This window comes from Cobetia sp. 3AK (genome assembly GCF_029846335.1).
Lineage (GTDB): Bacteria > Pseudomonadota > Gammaproteobacteria > Pseudomonadales > Halomonadaceae > Cobetia > Cobetia marina.
The window spans coordinates 167,871-185,713 of record NZ_JARWKR010000001.1; the positions used below are offsets into that span (position 1 = coordinate 167,871).

14 protein-coding genes are annotated in these 17,843 nt (G+C 62.3%); 11 read left to right on the forward strand and 3 right to left on the reverse strand.

What is annotated here, in order from left to right; genetic code table 11:
• The first annotated feature begins 63 nt into the window (after window positions 1–63).
• The 4 genes from QD228_RS00740 to QD228_RS00755 all read left to right on the forward strand — a co-directional run bounded on the left by QD228_RS00740 (window position 64) and on the right by QD228_RS00755 (window position 7,270).
• On the forward strand, window positions 64–3,195 hold the full coding sequence (locus QD228_RS00740; RefSeq protein WP_176492971.1) for an efflux RND transporter permease subunit: 3,132 nt from the start codon (window positions 64–66) through the stop codon (window positions 3,193–3,195).
• Between the two features lie 309 nt (window positions 3,196–3,504).
• Window positions 3,505–4,932, forward strand: coding sequence for a paraquat-inducible protein A (locus QD228_RS00745; protein ID WP_084209107.1), 1,428 nt, complete (start codon window positions 3,505–3,507; stop codon window positions 4,930–4,932).
• Window positions 4,929–6,563: an intermembrane transport protein PqiB gene (pqiB, locus tag QD228_RS00750; RefSeq protein ID WP_084209108.1), complete on the forward strand. Its 1,635-nt coding sequence runs from the start codon at window positions 4,929–4,931 to the stop codon at window positions 6,561–6,563. The genes QD228_RS00745 and pqiB overlap by 4 nt, the downstream gene beginning before the upstream one ends.
• Window positions 6,564–6,574: 11 nt before the next feature.
• Window positions 6,575–7,270, forward strand: a complete 696-nt coding sequence (locus tag QD228_RS00755) for an ABC-type transport auxiliary lipoprotein family protein (protein WP_279874109.1) — start codon at window positions 6,575–6,577, stop codon at window positions 7,268–7,270.
• Window positions 7,271–7,493: 223 nt separating this feature from the next.
• Here the strand turns inward: QD228_RS00755 and QD228_RS00760 are convergent, their stop codons facing one another.
• The 3 genes from QD228_RS00760 to QD228_RS00770 all read right to left on the reverse strand — a co-directional run bounded on the left by QD228_RS00760 (window position 7,494) and on the right by QD228_RS00770 (window position 10,353).
• Window positions 7,494–8,033: a glycine zipper 2TM domain-containing protein gene (locus QD228_RS00760; RefSeq protein ID WP_279874110.1), complete on the reverse strand. Its 540-nt coding sequence runs from the start codon at window positions 8,031–8,033 to the stop codon at window positions 7,494–7,496.
• 309 nt (window positions 8,034–8,342) lie between these two features.
• Entirely contained in the window at window positions 8,343–8,951 is a 609-nt protein-coding gene (locus QD228_RS00765) for a hypothetical protein (protein WP_279855093.1), read from the reverse strand.
• A gap of 97 nt (window positions 8,952–9,048) precedes the next feature.
• Complete coding sequence (locus tag QD228_RS00770) at window positions 9,049–10,353, reverse strand: GGDEF domain-containing protein (RefSeq protein WP_191236703.1); 1,305 nt, start codon at window positions 10,351–10,353, stop codon at window positions 9,049–9,051.
• A gap of 685 nt (window positions 10,354–11,038) precedes the next feature.
• On the opposite strand from QD228_RS00770, the gene QD228_RS00775 reads away from it, so the two are divergent.
• The 7 genes from QD228_RS00775 (at window position 11,039) to pcp (ending at window position 17,809) form a co-directional block, all read left to right on the forward strand.
• Window positions 11,039–11,539: a hypothetical protein gene (locus QD228_RS00775; protein ID WP_077372220.1), complete on the forward strand. Its 501-nt coding sequence runs from the start codon at window positions 11,039–11,041 to the stop codon at window positions 11,537–11,539.
• A gap of 518 nt (window positions 11,540–12,057) precedes the next feature.
• Window positions 12,058–12,672 carry a CBS domain-containing protein gene (locus tag QD228_RS00780; protein ID WP_279874115.1) on the forward strand — a complete coding sequence of 205 codons (615 nt, stop codon included), beginning with the start codon at window positions 12,058–12,060 and terminating at the stop codon, window positions 12,670–12,672.
• A 219-nt stretch (window positions 12,673–12,891) separates the two neighbouring features.
• The gene (locus QD228_RS00785; protein WP_279874116.1) at window positions 12,892–13,512 is read left to right on the forward strand and encodes a hypothetical protein; all 621 of its coding nucleotides are present in this window, start codon (window positions 12,892–12,894) and stop codon (window positions 13,510–13,512) included.
• A gap of 263 nt (window positions 13,513–13,775) precedes the next feature.
• On the forward strand, window positions 13,776–14,975 hold the full coding sequence (locus QD228_RS00790; protein WP_279874118.1) for an MFS transporter: 1,200 nt from the start codon (window positions 13,776–13,778) through the stop codon (window positions 14,973–14,975).
• Between the two features lie 414 nt (window positions 14,976–15,389).
• Complete coding sequence (locus QD228_RS00795) at window positions 15,390–16,163, forward strand: DUF969 domain-containing protein (RefSeq protein WP_279874120.1); 774 nt, start codon at window positions 15,390–15,392, stop codon at window positions 16,161–16,163.
• A complete protein-coding gene (locus QD228_RS00800) occupies window positions 16,160–17,071 on the forward strand; it encodes a DUF979 domain-containing protein (protein WP_077372207.1) in 912 nt (303 codons plus the stop codon). Before QD228_RS00795 ends, QD228_RS00800 begins: the two co-directional genes overlap by 4 nt.
• Window positions 17,072–17,149: 78 nt before the next feature.
• Window positions 17,150–17,809 carry a pyroglutamyl-peptidase I gene (pcp, locus tag QD228_RS00805; RefSeq protein ID WP_279874122.1) on the forward strand — a complete coding sequence of 220 codons (660 nt, stop codon included), beginning with the start codon at window positions 17,150–17,152 and terminating at the stop codon, window positions 17,807–17,809.
• The last annotated feature ends 34 nt before the right edge of the window (window positions 17,810–17,843 follow it).

Here is a 17,843-nt window from a genome sequence, read left to right on the forward strand (position 1 = left end):
GCTATGCGTATCACGCCTGACTGGCGGCACGTCCCGAACGACGTTCCAGGAGCCTCAAACGTCATGGTCAGATTCTTCATCGATCGCCCTATCTTCGCCTGGGTGCTCGCCATCATCGTGATGCTGGGGGGTATCTTCAGTATCCTCAAGCTGCCGATCGAGCAATATCCCTCGCTGGCCCCGACCAGCATTACCATTCAGGCCACCTACTCCGGCGCTTCAGCCCAGACGGTAGAAGATACGGTGACTCAGGTCATCGAGCAGCAGATGAACGGCATCGACAATCTGCTGTACATGAGTTCGAGTTCAGACTCCCAGGGCAATGCCAGCATCGAGCTGAGCTTTGACACTGGCACCGATCCCGACATCGCTCAGGTGCAGGTGCAGAACAAGCTGCAGCTGGCTACCCCGCGCCTGCCGCAATCCGTCCAGAACCAGGGTGTCTCGGTCACCAAATCGTCCGGTAGCTTTCTGATGGTGGCAGCTTTCGTCTCTGACGATGGCAGCATGACCAAACAGCAATTGACCGACTATGTCGCCTCCGATATTCAGGACGAGGTAGCTCGCGTTCAGGGCGTGGGCGAAACTCAACTGTTCGGCGCACCGGGGGCCATGCGCGTCTGGCTTGACCCGCAGAAGCTCAACAACTTCAAGCTGACCACCAGCGATGTCACCACGGCCATCAGCACGCAGAACAACCAGATCGCCTCGGGCCAGCTTGGCAACCTGCCGGCGGTGAAGGGTCAGCAGCTCAACGCTACCATCGTGGCTCAGACACTCTTCGAGACACCGGAACAGTTCGGCAACATTCTGCTCAAGACACAGGAAGATGGCTCTCAGGTCTATCTGCGCGATGTCGGCCGTGTCGAGAAAGGGGCGGAAAGCTACAGCACCGTCAGCCGCTACAATGGCAAGCCTGCTGCAGGGCTGGGCATCAAGCTCGCCTCGGGTGCCAACGCACTGGACACCGTACAAGCCGTCAAGGATCGTCTCGGTGAGCTGTCCGACTACTTCCCCCCGGGCATGAGCTTCAAGGTACCTTACGACACCTCGCCCTTCGTCAAGATTTCCATTGAAGAAGTGGTGATGACGCTGCTGGAAGCCGTGGCGCTGGTCTTCCTGGTAATGCTTCTGTTCCTGCAGAACTTCCGTGCCACGCTTATCCCCACCATCGCTGTCCCGGTCGTTCTGCTGGGCACCTTCGGGGTGCTGGAAGTGATGGGCTTCTCCATCAATACCCTGACGATGTTCGCCATGGTGTTGGCGATCGGGCTGCTGGTCGACGATGCGATCGTGGTGGTGGAGAACGTCGAGCGCGTGATGCATGAGGAAAAGCTCTCGCCGCTCGAGGCGACGCGCAAGTCCATGGGGCAGATCACCGGCGCTCTGGTCGGCATCGGTCTCGTGCTGTCTTCCGTGTTCATCCCGATGGCCTTCTTCCCCGGCACCACAGGGGCAATCTTCCGTCAATTCTCGGTGACCATCGTCTCGGCCATGACGTTGTCCGTGCTGGTGGCGTTGATCCTGACACCGGCCCTGTGCGCCACGTTGCTGAAGCCGACCAAGGAGAAGACCACCGGCTTCTTCGGGCTGTTCAACCGGGTCTTCGACCGCTCCAACGCGCGCTACCAGAAAGGCGTCAGTGGCATGCTCAAGCGCACTGGCCGTTCCATGCTGGTCTACGCCTTGATCGTGGTCGGCTGCGGGGTACTGTTCACTCGCATCTCCACGGGCTTCCTGCCCGATGAAGACCAGGGCTATCTGTTCAATCAGGTCATCCTGCCGGTGGGCTCCACTCAGGAACAGACGCTCGAGACGCTGGAAAAGGTCGAGCATCACTTCCTCGTCGATCAGGAAGATGCCGTTCAGGAAATGTTCGACGTCGCCGGCTTCAGTTTCGCTGGCCGAGGCCAGAACATGGGCCTGGCGTTCATCAACCTCAAACCCTGGGATGAACGTACTCGTGACTCCTTCAGCGTGGTCGGACAAGCTCAGAGCTACTTCAACACCTTGAAGGAAGCCGTGGTCTTCGCCATCAACCCGCCACCGATCATGGAACTGGGCAACGCCAGCGGTTTCGACATGATGCTGGTGGACCGAGGGGGTATCGGCCATGAAGCGCTGACCAATGCACGCAATCAACTGCTGGGAATGGCAGCTCAGAATCCAGCAGTGACCGGCCTGCGTCCCAATGGTCTGGAGGACAGTCCGCAGTTCACGCTCAACATCGATGAGCTCAAGGCGACAGCGATGGGCGTCTCGTTGTCAGAGGTCTACTCGACTCTCTCCACGGCGTGGGGCTCGAGCTATGTCAATGACTTCCTCGACAACGGCCGCACCAAGAAGGTCTACGTGCAGGCAGAAGCCAGCGCACGCATGCAGCCAGAAGATCTCAAGAAGTGGTACGTCCGCAACACCTCTGGTGAGATGGTGCCACTGAACGCCTTCATCCACGGTGAGTGGACCTATGGGTCTCCGCAGCTGGAACGCTACAATGGCGTCTCCTCGATGGAACTGTTGGGTCAGGCGGCACCGGGTTACTCCACCGGTCAGGCCATGCAGGCCATGGAAGACATGGTCGGCCAGCTCGATAATGGCGTCGCGCTGGAATGGACGGGCATTTCACTGCAGGAATCCCAGAGTGGCGGCATGGCTCCTTATCTGTATGCCATCTCGCTGGTCTTCGTCTTCCTGTGTCTGGCCGCGCTCTACGAGAGCTGGAGCATTCCGTTCTCCGTCATGCTGGTCGTCCCGCTGGGGGTCCTCGGCGCCCTGCTCGCCACCTGGCTGCGTGGCCTGGACAATGACGTCTACTTCCAGGTCGGCCTGGTGACCACCATCGGGCTCTCGGCGAAGAATGCGATCCTGATCGTCGAATTCGCCAAGGACCTCGAGGTCCAGGGCCGCTCACTGATCGACGCCACCATGGAAGCGGTACGCATGCGTCTGCGCCCGATCCTGATGACCTCCATGGCCTTCACCCTGGGGGCCGTGCCACTGGCCATCTCGACCGGTGCCGGTGCGGCCAGCCGTCATGCCATCGGCAACGGCGTGATCGGCGGGATGATCTCGGCCACGGTACTGGCGATCTTCCTGGTGCCGGTCTGCTATGTGGTGGTTCGCCGCGTGTTCGGGGAGCCGAAAGAGCTCAAGCGGGCCCATGAAGCCGCAAGCCAGGAAGACGATCTTGTCTGAGCATTGATCGCACGCTTCCTCATTGCCGTCACCTCGCGTGATGGCCCTGCACGCCGCCCTCTCCGGGCGGCGTGTCGGTTCATGCGTCTGGTGGATCGATGACGGCACGGGTGCCCGTGATGTCTCGTGAGCGATGCTTCGCATTGGCGGGCATTGAGTGCGAGGCGAGTTTTGCGGCATCATGCAGGTATCGAACAGTGTTTGCCTGCCACCGGGGCAGGCGCCAGTCACCCGGACTTCGCCCTCGTCATTCTCGCCACTCGCCTTCATCCGGCATGGCGCCAACGCGCCCCTTCATTCAGGAGAGACATGCCTCGTCCTCTAGCTGCCTTGCGTCGTCTTGCGCGCCATACCCTGGAAAGACGTGACCCGCCGACACTGTTCGCGCCTGTCACGCGCAGCGTCTCACGGCGGCGACTTCGCGCATGCGAATGCTGTGACCTGGTCGTGGCCCTTCCGGCGCTCAAGACCGGCGAGCGGGCGCGTTGCCCACGCTGTGATCATCTCTTCGCCCAACGCCATGCCCATTCCGTCCAGCGCACCCTGGCACTGGCGACGGCGTGCCTGGTGATGCTGGGGCTGACGCTGCCCTTCGAGTTCATCGCCTTTGCCACCCGCGGCATCTCCGCCAGCCTCAGTCTGGTGGACACGCCAGCGGCGCTGACGGCAGAGTCGTATCCGTCGCTGGCGGTGCTGCTGATTCTGACCATCGTGCTGCTGCCGGCGCTCTACCTGATCGGGGTGATCTACACCCACACGGCCATCGGCCTGAAGGTGGCGTTGCCCGGCATTCGCGGCATTGCCAGAACGCTCAGCCATCTGCGCCCCTGGATGATGGCCGATGTCTTCCTTGTGGGCGTGATGGTGAGTCTGGTCAAGATCGCCGGCATGGCCGATATCAGCTTCGGCCCGTCGTTCTGGGCCTTCTGTGCCTTCGCCCTGCTGATGACCAAGACCCTGGCCAGCATCGACGGTGATCGCATGTGGTTCGCTCTGGCGGGCGAGCCGCCGGCCCCGGAGACAGCCAGACCGGGGCTGGGGGCCGCGCTGCAGGGGCTGGGCAGCTGTCACAGCTGCGGGTTGATCAACGAATGCACGCAGGACCAGCACGTCAACTGCCGGCGCTGCGGCGACCCGGTCCATCAGCGCAAGACACATAGTCTGCAACGTACCTGGGCGTGGTTGATCGCGGCGCTGATACTGTATCTGCCGGCCAACCTCTTCCCGATCATGAGTACCGTGAGTCTGGGCGAGAGCGACCCGCAGACCATCGCCGGCGGTATCGTGGTGCTGTGGTCCCACGGAGACTGGCCCATCGCGATGGTCATCTTCATTGCCAGCATCCTGGTGCCGGCCTCCAAGATGATCGCCATCGCCTGGCTGTGTCTCAGCGCGCAACGCCCGCAGGTCCAGCATGCCCGCGCGCGCGTCACGCTGTATCGCATCACCGAGTACATCGGCCGCTGGTCGATGGTCGACGTCTTCGTGGTGGCGCTGCTGGCGGCATTGATCCAGCTGGGCGCCCTGATGTCCGTGCACCCGGGGCCGGCAGCGCTGTCCTTTGCCAGCGTGGTGGTGCTCACGATGCTGTCCGCCCAGAGCTTTGATCCACGTCTTGTCTGGGATACGCCACAGGAGGCGCGAGTCGCGACCAGCGGCCTTCTCCAGGCAAGCAAGGAACGTGAGGTCTCCCCCGCTTCCTCCCCAATCGATTCACCGTCACAGGATGACCTATGAGTGATGACTCTCGTGCGCGTCGTGAAAGCCGACGCCGTCTTTCGCCGATCTGGATCGTCCCGATCGTGGCATTGCTGATCGGTGCCTGGATGGTGTGGCACAACATCGCCAGCCGTGGCCCGCAGATCACCATCGAGATGGAGACGGCAGAAGGTATCGAGGCCGGCAAGACCTTGATCAAGACCCGTAACGTCGAGGTCGGCAAGGTCGAATCCGTACGCCTGTCGGACAACCTCGACAAGACCATCGTCACGGCACGCATGTCCAAGGACAGCGAGCGCATGCTCAATGAGGACACGCGTCTGTGGGTGGTCAAGCCGCGTATCGGACGCGAAGGCATCAGTGGTCTGAATACCGTGCTGTCAGGCGCCTACATCCAGCTGCAGCCCGGCGACAGTCGCGAGGAAGCCGACCACTTCGTGGCGCTGGAGCAACCTCCGGTCACGACCCAGGACGCCAAGGGGCTGCGCATCGACCTGACCAGCAATGATGGCAGCGTGCTGTCCGATGGCGACCCCGTCACCTACGAGGGCTTCGTCGTGGGGCGCGTGGAATCCAGCGAGTTCCGCCCCAGCGAGAAGGAAATGCATTACACCCTGTACATCGACTCGCCCTACAACGAGCTGGTGACCTCGACCACGCGCTTCTGGTCCACCAGCGGTGTCAGCCTGCGCCTGGACTCCCAGGGGCTTCAGGTGGACGTGGGGTCACTGGAAAGCGTACTGAGCGGCGGGGTCGCCTTCGGCATCCCCGAGGACCTGCCGCGTGGCCGCCCTGTGGTGGAGAACACCTCCTTCACCCTGTATTCCGATCAGGAAGAGGCCCGTGAAGGCAGCTTCCATCAGGCCATCGACTACGTGATCATGGTCGACGACACCGTGCGCGGCCTGTCGCGTGGCGCACCGGTGGAATTCCGCGGCGTGCGACTGGGCACGGTGGTCAGCGTGCCCTACCGCCTGACCCATCAGCGGGTACGCACGCTCTCCAGCTTCGAGATTCCCGTGCTGATTCGCATCGAACCGGAACGCCTCGAGGGTCAGGTCGATGATGAAGGCGTCAAGCAGTGGGAGAAGCGACTGGAGCGACTGTTCAAGCGTGGTCTGCGCGCGACGCTCAAGTCCGGCAACCTGCTGACCGGTGCCTTGTTCGTCGACCTGGACTTCTATGACAATCCACCGCCGTACAAGACCGATACCTTCGATGACATCGAGGTCATGCCCAGCGTGTCAGGCGGCCTCGCGCAGATGGAAGCCAAGCTCAATGCGCTGCTCGACAAGCTCAATGGCCTGGACATCGAGCCGGTACTGGGCAATCTCAACAAGACCCTGTCAGCCTCCGAGAGCCTGGTGAAGCGTCTCGACAAGACCGCCGGCCATGTCGATGCCCTGTTGGGTTCCGATGAGGTACAGAAGCTGCCGAGCGACATCAGCACCAGCCTCGACAACCTCAATCGCACCCTGGATGGCCTGACACCGGAGTCTTCTGCCTATCGCAAGCTGGAGGGAGACCTCGAGCGCCTGGACCGCGTGCTCAAGAAGGCCGAGCCGCTGCTCGACACGCTGGAGAAGAATCCCTCAAGCCTGATCTTCGACAAACCGACGACCCGTGATCCGATTCCGAGGGCCCAATGATGACAACAGCCATGAGTCTCTCGACCCGCACGGCAGCCATGCCGCAAGCGTGCAGCGCGTCTGCCTCACCGCGCACTTCAACGTCGCACAAGGGCCGCTTCGGCGGCCTGATGGCAGGTTTGTTGATGCTCGGCACACTGGCGGGTTGCACGACCGCCGCCACTGGTGGCGCTTACCTGCTACCACAGACGACACAGACCGCTGCCCAGCGCAGCGTTGCCGCCGATGCACCCCTGCTGGAAGTGATGCCGGTGCAACTGGCTAGCTACCTGGAAGGCGGCAGTCTGGTCTATCAGACGGACGACATCACCCTGGTACAGGCCAGCCAGAACCTGTGGGCCGATGACCTGCAGGACATGCTGACCCGCCAGCTGCTGAACCAGCTGAAAGCCAGCCCCGCCCAGCCGCTGAGCCAGTACCGTATCGCGGATACCAGCCTGAGCGGATTGAAGGGTGCCCGCCTGAGCGTCAGCCTGGATCGCTTCATCGGTCGCCATGATGGCCAGTCCGTCATCACCGGTCGCTGGCGCCTGCGCGGCGTGGATGGCAGCGTGCTGGAGGAAGGCGACATCCAGACGCTGACTCCACTGACGGATGACGGCTATCCGGCACTGGTCAACAGCCTGGGCGAAGGCTGGCGTGTGACCGGCGAGCAGTTGGCACGTGAGATCGCCAAGGCATTGCCCTCCACAGCGGATGCCAGCTGACGACCAGAGAACCTGACGGTCTGACAGGCTGACTAAACAGGGTACGGCTGGATGCCCAGAGAGCTGGATGTCCAGAAACCAGAAGACCCCCGACGGATTCCGTCGGGGGTCTTCTGGTCTGGCGACTATTGCGCAGAGCGATCGAGGGAAACGTTTGAGAGAACTCATCGAGCCGCGCCTGTCGACGCTCTTCGTCTCCGCCTGACCGCTCGGCTATCTGGCCTCAGCCCTGCTGTGGCAGTACCAGCTCACCGTCACGAATCTCGAAGCGCTTCACGTCCGGCTTGTCTTCAAGACGCACGGTGCGAGTCTCGTCGCCCATGTCGACCTCGACGTCATAACCCACCACCTTGTCGCTGGCATCCTGCACTGTCTCGCAGCGCTGCTCGGTCGTGGTGTAGGTATCGCCCTTCTTCATCTGTCCCTGGATCTGATTGCCGGCATAGCCGCCACCCACGGCACCCGCGGCGGTCAATACCTTCTTGCCGTTGCCACCGCCGAATTGATTGCCCACCACGCCTCCGACGATCGCACCGACGGCAGTGCCGACGACATTGTGGGTATCCTTGCTGGGCGCCTGATGGGTCACGGTCTCGTTGTGGCATACCTGACGCGGGGTGGTCACGGTTTCCGTCACCGCATCCACCGCCACGATATCGGCGTATTCAGGGCCTGAGTTGCTGGCCGTATAGCTGCCGATCGCCACTCCACCACCAATGCCCAGTGCAGCAACGATCGCGCCAATCAGGATGGACTTGTTCATGCGTGTTCTCCTCACCGAATAGTGTTGCAGCCTGGCTCGTCGACCAGTCAGCCATGCCCCTGGATAACACTTGAGGGGCGTGCCGCTGCGTTCGGAGAGTAATCTAACACTGTTCGATAAACTCGGTAATGTGGCAACTTCACCACCCGGCTGTCTCAAGAAAGCAACAACCAGCCCGATAACGGCATATCGACGCTAGAAGATGCCGCTATTATGCAAATATTCTAAACAATTGAATATCCGGGCCTCGATTCGAAAGACTCAAGCAGCCAGGCATGCTCGGCCCCCTTCCAGCAGGGATTCAGGTCGTCAGTCCCGCTGCGTCGCGGTGATGGAGACAGCCTCGTCATTGCAGAACTGGACACGAACATCTCCCCACCAGCTGAGCAGACGGCATGACTGGTTGTCGGCGATGGTCTCGCTGACATCACTGGGCTTGCCCAGCAAGGACACCGCCTGAGACTCACTCATGCCTTCCACCAGATAGCCATCATCGATGGCCGAGCGAATCCGGTATTGGCGCTGACTCTCCTGACGGGCCGCCAGAGTCCGCTGCTTTTCGCGCTCGAGACGCTCCGCGGTGGCGTCTTCCTCCAGATCTGCCGGCCCGCGTTGCGCAGCGGGTACCACCGTCAGGGAGTCATCCAGCGCCACCGGCGCATCCCCTTGATGACAGGGCTGCTGCTGCCAGGTGGGGACACCGTCGAGCATGCAGCGATAGATGCTGTTGCCGGCCTTGGCAGCCGTTGGCAGGGCCGGCGCCACAGCTGGCGCGGCGGCATTGGCCTGGCCGGCCTTCACATCACCGTCCTGCGTCGTTGCAGGAGCCGCCAGTGTCATCTCTGCCGTCAACAAGGCTGCGGTCATGAACAGGCACTGCCAGAGACGCCCCGCGCGTCCACCACTCGTATCGATCATCAATCTCAATCTCCGGAATACGCAGAAAGGGTCTTGCCACCGGGCTGCCCGGGCACGGCCATGGAAGTGGCGCGACCGTAATCGGGAGCGGTGCGATTCAAGGACGTTTGTAGCCATAGCATCCAGTCCCGGCGACATGGGAGCTACCTTCGCCGTGAGTGTCCTGCTGTCGCGTCTCGCGCTGGGAGCCCTCCACACAGAGACGCATCTCTGACGAGGATGACGCCGGACTCGGCATCGGGGCGGTGGCTTGTGCTGTCGCCGGGATATCGGCCGCGTCGGCCTGGCTGCGGGGTTCATCCAGCATGTCCCAGGCCGTCACCACCCGATTGCGACCGGTACGCTTGGCGCGATACATCGCCTGGTCCGCACGACGGATCAGCTCCGGCAGCAAGGACTCGGCTGCCGTGGCCGGCCCTCCCTGGGCCACGCCGATACTGACCGTGACCCGCAGCAGCTTGCCATTGTTCAACACGAAGGCGCGTCCGTTGATGGACTGCAGCAGCCGGTCGGCCGCGTGTCGCAACCCTTGGCGATCATTGCTGGGGCACAATGCCACGAACTCCTCGCCCCCCTGGCGACAGAGCAGATCACTGCCGCGCAGGTGATGACTCAGACGGCGTGTCAGCTCCACCAGCACATCGTCACCGCTGGCGTGCCCATGCGTGTCATTGATCGTCTTGAAGTGATCCACGTCGATCATCAACACCCCCAGCCCGTCCTCCTGAAGCATGCGTGCGCCCTCCTCCCTGAGCGCAAGCCGCGAGAGGGCCCCCGTCAGCTGATCATGGCGCAACTCCAGCAGATAGCGCTTCTCGCGCCGCTCGGATTCCCACCCCATCTCGATGGCCACCAGGCCGATGAAGGTGACACAGATCACGAGATTGACGATGCTGGCCGTGGCCATGAACTCATAGGAGCCGATGTAGACAGGCCCCGGCAGGGATTGGGCGATCAGATAGAAGATCAGCAGGCCGCCACTGGTCAGGAGACGCGTGATCCGCGCCATCGGCGCGATGCAGATGAAGAAGATCGACAGGATGTGGTAGTACTCGAATCCCGCACCCACGCCGAACTGGTGCTCCCACCATGACGCCTTGAGCGATACCGGCACGACCAGCAGCAGCAACGCGGTCTGCAGGTGTCCCCTGCGATGCAGGATGATGGAAGCCACGGTGAGCAAGGTCCCGACCACCTGGGCGACGACGGGCTGCGGGTAGGGCTGCATGCTGAGCAGGGCGAAATAGCCGATGTGGCAACCCAGCGCACTGATGTAGCACCACATGAACAATTGATAGAGCCCGGCATGCCGCTCAGCCAGCCCTCCTGGAGCCGGCCAACGCCACTTCACCCCAGCCAGACCGGTCCTCTCCCCGGCCCGACGGCGATCAGGTTTCGCCATGATTCCTTCCTCTTTGAACTGACACCTTCCATGTGTCCCGTGTGAGAATCTCATACCGTCTGAATGCTCCCAGTCTACCTCACGTTCGAGTGTGAAACGTGATGGCGACAGTCCATGCGCGTCATTTAAGGCATGCAGGAAAGGGGGCATAACGTGACATAACGTCGCCGTTTGACGCGGGAAAGGCATATGGACGTGCCAAGTCTTCGTTGTAGGCGTTTGCGCCAGGGGCCACATCTCGTAGAGGATTTCAGGCAAGAGTGTGAGTGAGGTGCCATCACCTGCAAATGGCAGCCTGATACTCCTGCATGACAGCCAGCCTGATCACGTCTCGCTGACAGGCGCCGCAATCGATGCCGCCGACCTCAAATGCCATCCCTCATCCACACGATGTCCATCCCCCTCGACATGACCTGGCCGCGCATTGAATGCGGCCCATTATCCGGTGAGGCTGCATGGCGCATCAACCACGGTGGATGCCACGGGGCCGCGCAATGCTCGACGCTCATGCGCGGCGACGCTTGCCTTGGCAGCGCCCTTCGGATTAGGGATGATGAGGGCCATCAGTGATACGCCTGACTGCCGGGCCGGAGCAGCACGACCACAAGGTCCTGCCTCCCGCCACCATCCTTGTCCGTTTCCCCCGCCAAGGGGCAACGGCCTTCATGCAACAAGAGAGTATTCAATGGACGCGACCACTCTGACGCGCGATTTCCACCTGTGGCAGCGTTTCTCCAAGCAGGATCGTCTCGAGCGCGAACACCGTGCTGCCCGTCGCAAGATTGCCGAAGCCGGCACCATGGCGACCCGCATGATTCAGGCCTACCAGAGCATGGCGGCCAAGGGTGCCTCGGAAAACGCCTGCTACCGCACGATCTACAAGCACAAGGATGCCCAGGGGGATGTCCTGGTGCGCGAAGGTTGGCTGAAAGTCCGCAGGATCGTCGCCGAAGGCGGCACTACCCGTCTGCGTGGCACGCTGATCACCACCTTCAGTCTGGCAGATGGCGAGCGGGAGCCTGCCGATGCCGAGGTGGAGAAGCTGACGCTTGAGGTCTATGACGAGATCGTGGCCGGGACTCGCATGAAGCTCGCCTGCAAGGTCGATCGCTGCGATGGTGAGGGTCAGACGGACTTCATCACCTTCCTAGACTCGGTGCGCGGCGACTTGAAAGAGTGGCTGTGATGCCGTGAGCATGCTGGCATCAGGGCTCTGACATGAGGGCTTGGCATAAGGGCCCTGGCATAAGAGCCCTGGCATAAGGGCTCTGGCATAAGGACTTCGACATGAGGGCTCTGAAACGGAGCCAGCGGCGCATTGTTGCCAATCCGGAACAACAGCTGGGCCTACTGACACGGTGATGAGCTCACTGCCCTCTGCATGAACAAGGCACGACGTGATTCCTGATCCGGGAGGACGCCGTGCCTTGTCACATCCGGCTGTCATTCAGCGCAGGATCTTTCACACCCCCCGCCCCAACCGGCTTTCTCGCCAGTCACTTCGCCTCTGCCCCATCCTGCCGGTCTGCTGCCAGACAGGCGTCTTTCCGCGCGCCAGTCACACGCCCGCCTCTCGAGCGGGGCCTTGCATCAGTGGTTGCGACAACAGCAACAAGCCGTTACTCCCGGTGCAGGAAACTCCCTTGATCAGCGTGACTCTCATCTTGCAGACGCTCATCGTTCATCAAGTATCGGAGTCATTCCATGAATGCCATCGCCCCATCTGCCTATCACACCCTCGAAGTGAAACCGCTTGAACAGGTCACCACCTCACGCCTGCCTCTCCAGCCTCTGGGCGACATCAACATGGACAGCCCCGCCAGCGAACTGCTGACCGATTTCTCGGTGACCGCGGGTCGCAGCATCCAGGGGAGCGCCTCCATCGGTCAGGCGCTGGCGACCATGAAACAGGCAGGCGTGCGTCTTCTGCTGGTGCATGATCACGACGGCACCTTCACCGGCGTCGTCACCTCCCGCGAGCTACAAGGCGGGCGGGTGGTGATGCGGGCCATGACACGCTTCGATGTGCAGCGTGATGAAGTCACCGTCGACATGGTGCAGGTGCCACGCGCCGAGCTGCACGGCATTGCCCTGTCAGTGCTCAAGCGCGCCAGGGTGGGCGATCTGGTCGAGACCCTGCGTCAGAGCGGAGAATCCCACCTGCTGGTCACGGAAGAGGACAGCGATTGCCACCCCTGCATCCGTGGTTTGATCGCGGCATCTCGTGTCGGGCAGGCCCTCGGGCTCCACCTTGAGCATCCCCCGGAAGCCCGCAGCTTTGCCGACATCTGCCGGGCGGTACTTGGCAAGTACGAGTGACATGAGCCCTTGGCACCAGACGCCTCAGCCCTTGTCATCAAAGACGCCCATGAATCCAGCGACAGGTTGCATAGATCACTGCACCAAGGCGCTGGATTCAGGAAATCCTCGACAGGACGGCGTATGATATAGTCGACAGATATCGCTTCAACGCCATCCAACCCGTCTGGCGACCCGCCACTGAAAAGAGGCCAGAAGCTGCCAGAGAGGATTCCCGCCATGCCCTTGAGCTCATTGCGTAATCAACTGTTCAAGCAACGCCACGTCGAGGTGCTTGTCATCAAGCAGATCGACGGCGAACTGTTGCACGTCTGTGGCGTGGGTGTCCTGGAAGGGTCTGGCAGCGTCAACCACAAGCGACGTGAACTGTCCCGTGACAACCACGCCTTCCCGGTGCGCATGCATGAAGGCAACCAGGTCCTTCAACCCCAGGACTTCAATCGCTTGGTGTTGCTGGAAGAGGTACAGCTTCATCCTCGGGGCTGCCGTCCCAGGGAAGCCGTATCGCTGGAGGTGGAGGGCCACCGCTACCGCGTCGCCCATACCCCGATGCGCTGCTGGCACTTCAAGGGCCTGTTGAAGATCGAGCGTACCCAGCAGGGCCTGCTGCTGAGTACCGAGGACATGTCCCTGATTCGTGCCAAGGCGCTGCGTCGTCCCGCTGCCTCGTCGACCAGCAGCGTCTCGCCTGATCGCACGTCGCCGCTTTCCTCATGGCGCAACGGTGACACCAGGTCACGTACCGGGCAGCAAGGGCAGGGAGCTGGCACCACGCCACGCAAGACACCGCTTGAGCTCTACCCCGGGGCTCGCGAGCTGGAGCTCGAGCCGAAATACTGAGCCCCTCTCTGCAACCCGCCTTATCTCACAAGACGCCCAGCCCCTGCTGGGCGTCTTGCGTCGTGGATGCCAGATCGTGAATGGCAGGTCGTTCATTGCACGGCGTGCCTTGCATCATGGGTATTGCATATTGGTCGGAACCCGCAAGACAGTGCCGGAGGATGACGGTATTCTCGCAGAACTGTCCAAGCGTTCAGGAGGTTCACTGCCCCTGTCCGCCCGCGTATTCATGACTCTCCTTCACTTCAGGATAGGCCTGCCTCATGCGCCGAATGTCCGTTCCGCTGTTTCTGCTCATCCTGATACTGGTCGCCCTCAATCTACGACCGGCGCTGTCCTCGCTGGCTCCCCTGCTGGATCGCATCACGCAGGACCTTGGCCTGAGCACACTGGCCGCCGGCCTGCTGACGACTCTGCCGGTGATATGCCTGGGACTGTTCGCGCCACTGGCACCACGCCTGGCGGGGCGACTGGGGGCGGAGCGTACCTTGAGCCTGGCGCTTGTCACCCTGGGGATCGCCTTGTGGCTGCGTGCCAGCGACCTGACCCTCCTTCTCTATCTGGGGACCTTGCTGTGCGGCGGCAGTATCGGTATCGCGGGCACCCTGTTGCCCGCCATCGTCAAGCGCGAACATCCCGAGCGCGCTGACCTGTTCACCGGTGTCTACACCATGGCGCTATGCCTTGGCGCCGCCCTTGCCGCAGGGCTCAGTGTGCCGCTGGCCAACTGGCTGGACAGCTGGCAGGCCTCTTTGAGCTGCTGGGCATTGCTGGTGGTGATCGCCCTACCGGTCTGGCGTCTGAGCATGCCGCACCCCTGGCCTCGGCGCCTGCCGGCCGGTCAACATGACACGCCACGTATGTGGCACCTGCCATTGGCACGACAGATCACCTTCTTCATGGGCTGTCAGTCATCACTGGCCTATATCGTCTTCGGCTGGCTTCCGTTTCTGTTGCAACAACGTGGCTTGAGCGATGTCGAGGCCGGCTGGCTGATGGCCGCCTCGGTGATGGCCCAGGTACTCACTGCCCTGCTGGCGCCGGTGATCGGGCGCATGGGACGGGATCAGCGTCCCGCCATCCTGCTGCTGCTTGCCTGTTCGGCGGTCGGCTTGCTCGGCCTGATGGTCGGCCCGCTGTCACTGCGCTGGCTGTTCGCCGTACTGCTGGGCTTTGGTCAAGGAGGCAGCTTCTCGATGGCGCTGACCTTGCTGGTACTGCGCAGCAACGACGCTCGCCTGGCCGGGGCGCTGTCGGGAATGGCGCAAGGCACCGGCTACATGCTGGCGGCGCTCGGCCCGCTGGCGGTGGGCATACTGCTTGAATTCACCAATGACCTTGACGTGATCGCCTCGCTGTTCGCGCTGATTCTCATCGCCGCCGCAGCGCTGGGTCTCAAGGTCGGGAGACGTCAGCGCATCTGTCTGCGCGATGATGGCAGCCCCGAGGTCATCGACGGCTGAGTCCTATGCTGCGCATTCTTCATCTCTTCCCTGCCCCGCCCTTTTGCCCAAGCGGTTGCACGCGCTGACGTGATGTTCGAGCGTGCGCCCGGCGAGGCCTGTTGACGCGAGCGTCCCGCTCCGGCATTCACACGCTAACGTGCTGATGTCTGCCTGATATCGACCAGACCTGTCATGCACCTCCAAGTGATAGATTCTATCGATTCAACAATTACGATTAATTTATATATTCCGAATGTCTCATTTGGATTATTCCTGCCTGACCCTACCCTCTGAGCTCGCGTAGTAAAACAACGTACTTCACGGTACCTACTTCGCGGCACGTACTTCACAACAACAAGCTCACACTCAGAGGTGAAAGCCCATGCCCTGCCCCCGCAACAGACAGTCTTCCTCAGGCTCGGGAGATATCACATGCTGTCATTGATCGGCGTCGCCATCATCGTGGTCGGTCTGGCACTGCGCTTGAACGCTCTGCTGGTGGTCCTGGTGGCAGGCTTTGCCTCGGGACTCGTGGCCGGCATGACGCCCACCGAGATCCTCGGCGCCCTCGGCCAGGCCTTTACCGACAACCGCGCCGTATCACTCTTCATCATCACCCTGCCGGTCATTGGCCTGCTGGAGCGCAATGGCCTGCGTGACCAGGCCGAGCATCTCGTGCAGAAGCTGCGTGCCGCCAGTGCCGGCCGCATCACCCTGAGCTACCTGCTGCTGCGCAAGGTGACCAACGCCTTCGGGCTGCAGCTGGGTGGGCACCCGGCGATGATCCGTCCGCTGGTCGCGCCGATGTCGGTCGGTGCCGCCGAGCGCGACCTCTCCGAGGAAGCCGTGGCCTCCCCCCGCTTCAAGACCCTGAGCCAGCGCATCCGGGTACTCAATGCCGTCAGCGAGAACTTCGGCAACTTCTTCAGTCAGCTGATCTTTGTCGCCTCGGGCGGCCTGCTGCTGATCAAGAGCGTGCTGGACAAGAGCGGCACCAGCGTCAGTCTCGCGGACATGGCGCTCTATGCCATTCCTACCGCACTCGTCTCGCTGGTCGTGGTCTTCATCCTGTGTCGCCGGCTGGACAAGCGCATTCAGCAGGAGCATCGACTGCTGCGCGAGGAGTATCCCGCCTCCCCTTCGCAGGCAACCCCCGCGTCAGCCCCTGACAGCTACACCACTCCCGTGACGGAGAGCCACTCATGAGCGGTATCGATGCCCTTTACCTGATCACCGGCTTCGCCGTCATGGTGTTTGCCCTCCTGACCCTGACCGACCGCGACCACCCGCGTCGCCTTGGCACCAGCGCCTTCTGGATGATCTTCGGGATCAGCCTGGCCTTCGGCCAGTGGCTGCCCAATGTCGTGGTCGGCCTCGCCATGCTCGCCATGGCGCTGCTGGCCGCCACCGGTCAGCTCGGCTTCGGCAATTACGGACAGCTCAGCGATGAAGCCCGCCAGCAGCGCCGCCAACGCCTGGGGTCTCGGCTGTTCATTCCGGCACTGGTGATTCCCATCGGCACCTTCCTCTACACCCTCACCACCGGGCAGAGCGCACTGGTCGGACTGGGGCTTGCGACCGTGCTGGCGTTTGCCGTTGCCCTGCTGCTGCTGCGTGAGCGCCCCGGCACCGGCATGCAGGAAGGTCGTCGCCTGGCGGATGCCATCGGCTGGGCCGCCATCCTGCCGCAGTTCCTGGCCGCGCTCGGTCTGCTGTTCGATCAGGCCGGTGTCGGCCAGACCATCGCGGGGCTGGTCTCAAGCGTGGTTCCCGATACCAGTCTCATCGCCTGCGTGATCGCCTACTGTGTCGGCATGGCCGTGTTCACCATGCTGATGGGCAACGGCTTCGCCGCCTTCGCCGTCATCACCTCCGGGATCGGCTATCCGCTGGTCATCGCCCTGCATGGTGGCAATCCCGCCATCGTCGGCGTGCTGGGGATGCTGTCGGGCTATTGCGGCACGCTGATGACGCCCATGGCCGCCAATTTCAACATCGTGCCGGCGGCGCTGCTGGAGCTGGATGATCGCTATCACATCATCCGCGCCCAGATCATTCCGGCGCTGGTGATGCTGATGGCCAACATCAGCCTGATGCTGCTGCTGGCCTTCTGATTCGTTCTCATGCTTACCCGCGCATCGATCACCGCCAGCAGTGGCCTGCGGTGATCGATGCCAGTCAAGGAGTCTCCCATGTCCCGTCTGCTTCTCTGTGGTTTCGAGCCCTTCGGCCACGACAGCGTCAATCCGGCACTCAAGATCATCGAGCAGCTGGAGGGTCAGACCCTGGCCCTGCCGAATGGCTCATCGGACAGTGTCGAGATACGCACCTGCCGCGTGCCGGTGACTCGCTACGCCGCGATCGAGAGCGTGGTGGAGGCCATCGAGCGTCACGCCCCCGATACCGTGATCATGCTGGGCCAGGCGAGTGGTCGCAGCGCCATCACGCCGGAGCGCGTCGCCATCAATCTGGATGACTACCGCATCAAGGACAATGGCGGACACCAGCCGGTGGATGAACCCATCGAGACCGGTGGCCCGGATGCCTGCTTCACCACCCTGCCCATCAAGGCGATGGTCAATGATCTTCAGGCAGCGGGTCTGCCGGCCAGCGTCTCCTATACCGCCGGCACCTTCGTCTGCAACCACCTGTTCTACGGCGTGCAACGCCATCTGGCACACAGTCCGATCCGCTCCGGCTTCGTGCATATTCCGGCGCTCCCCGAGCAGAGCCTCGATGGCCGACTGCCGACCATGAGCCTGGAGAGCCTGCTGGAAGGCGTGCGCGTCCTCTGCATCAGCGCCATGACCCATCAGCAGGATGTGCGCATCGGCGGTGGCAACATCAGCTAGCCCTTCCGCCACCACCGCACTCGCTGCTGACCTG

Bases quoted from the DNA above. Each gene is read 5' to 3' on its own strand.
- QD228_RS00740 (WP_176492971.1), top strand. From the start codon at position 64: ATGGTCAGATTCTTCATCGATCGCCCTATCTTCGCCTGGGTGCTCGCC.
- QD228_RS00745 (WP_084209107.1), top strand. From the start codon at position 3,505: ATGCCTCGTCCTCTAGCTGCCTTGCGTCGTCTTGCGCGCCATACCCTG.
- pcp (WP_279874122.1), top strand. From the start codon at position 17,150: ATGTCCCGTCTGCTTCTCTGTGGTTTCGAGCCCTTCGGCCACGACAGC.
- QD228_RS00765 (WP_279855093.1), bottom strand. From the start codon at position 8,951: ATGATCGATACGAGTGGTGGACGCGCGGGGCGTCTCTGGCAGTGCCTG.
- pqiB (WP_084209108.1), top strand. From the start codon at position 4,929: ATGAGTGATGACTCTCGTGCGCGTCGTGAAAGCCGACGCCGTCTTTCG.
- QD228_RS00785 (WP_279874116.1), top strand. From the start codon at position 12,892: ATGCCCTTGAGCTCATTGCGTAATCAACTGTTCAAGCAACGCCACGTC.
- QD228_RS00790 (WP_279874118.1), top strand. From the start codon at position 13,776: ATGCGCCGAATGTCCGTTCCGCTGTTTCTGCTCATCCTGATACTGGTC.
- QD228_RS00800 (WP_077372207.1), top strand. From the start codon at position 16,160: ATGAGCGGTATCGATGCCCTTTACCTGATCACCGGCTTCGCCGTCATG.
- QD228_RS00780 (WP_279874115.1), top strand. From the start codon at position 12,058: ATGAATGCCATCGCCCCATCTGCCTATCACACCCTCGAAGTGAAACCG.
- QD228_RS00770 (WP_191236703.1), bottom strand. From the start codon at position 10,353: ATGGCGAAACCTGATCGCCGTCGGGCCGGGGAGAGGACCGGTCTGGCT.
- QD228_RS00755 (WP_279874109.1), top strand. From the start codon at position 6,575: ATGAGTCTCTCGACCCGCACGGCAGCCATGCCGCAAGCGTGCAGCGCG.
- QD228_RS00775 (WP_077372220.1), top strand. From the start codon at position 11,039: ATGGACGCGACCACTCTGACGCGCGATTTCCACCTGTGGCAGCGTTTC.
- QD228_RS00795 (WP_279874120.1), top strand. From the start codon at position 15,390: ATGCTGTCATTGATCGGCGTCGCCATCATCGTGGTCGGTCTGGCACTG.
- QD228_RS00760 (WP_279874110.1), bottom strand. From the start codon at position 8,033: ATGAACAAGTCCATCCTGATTGGCGCGATCGTTGCTGCACTGGGCATT.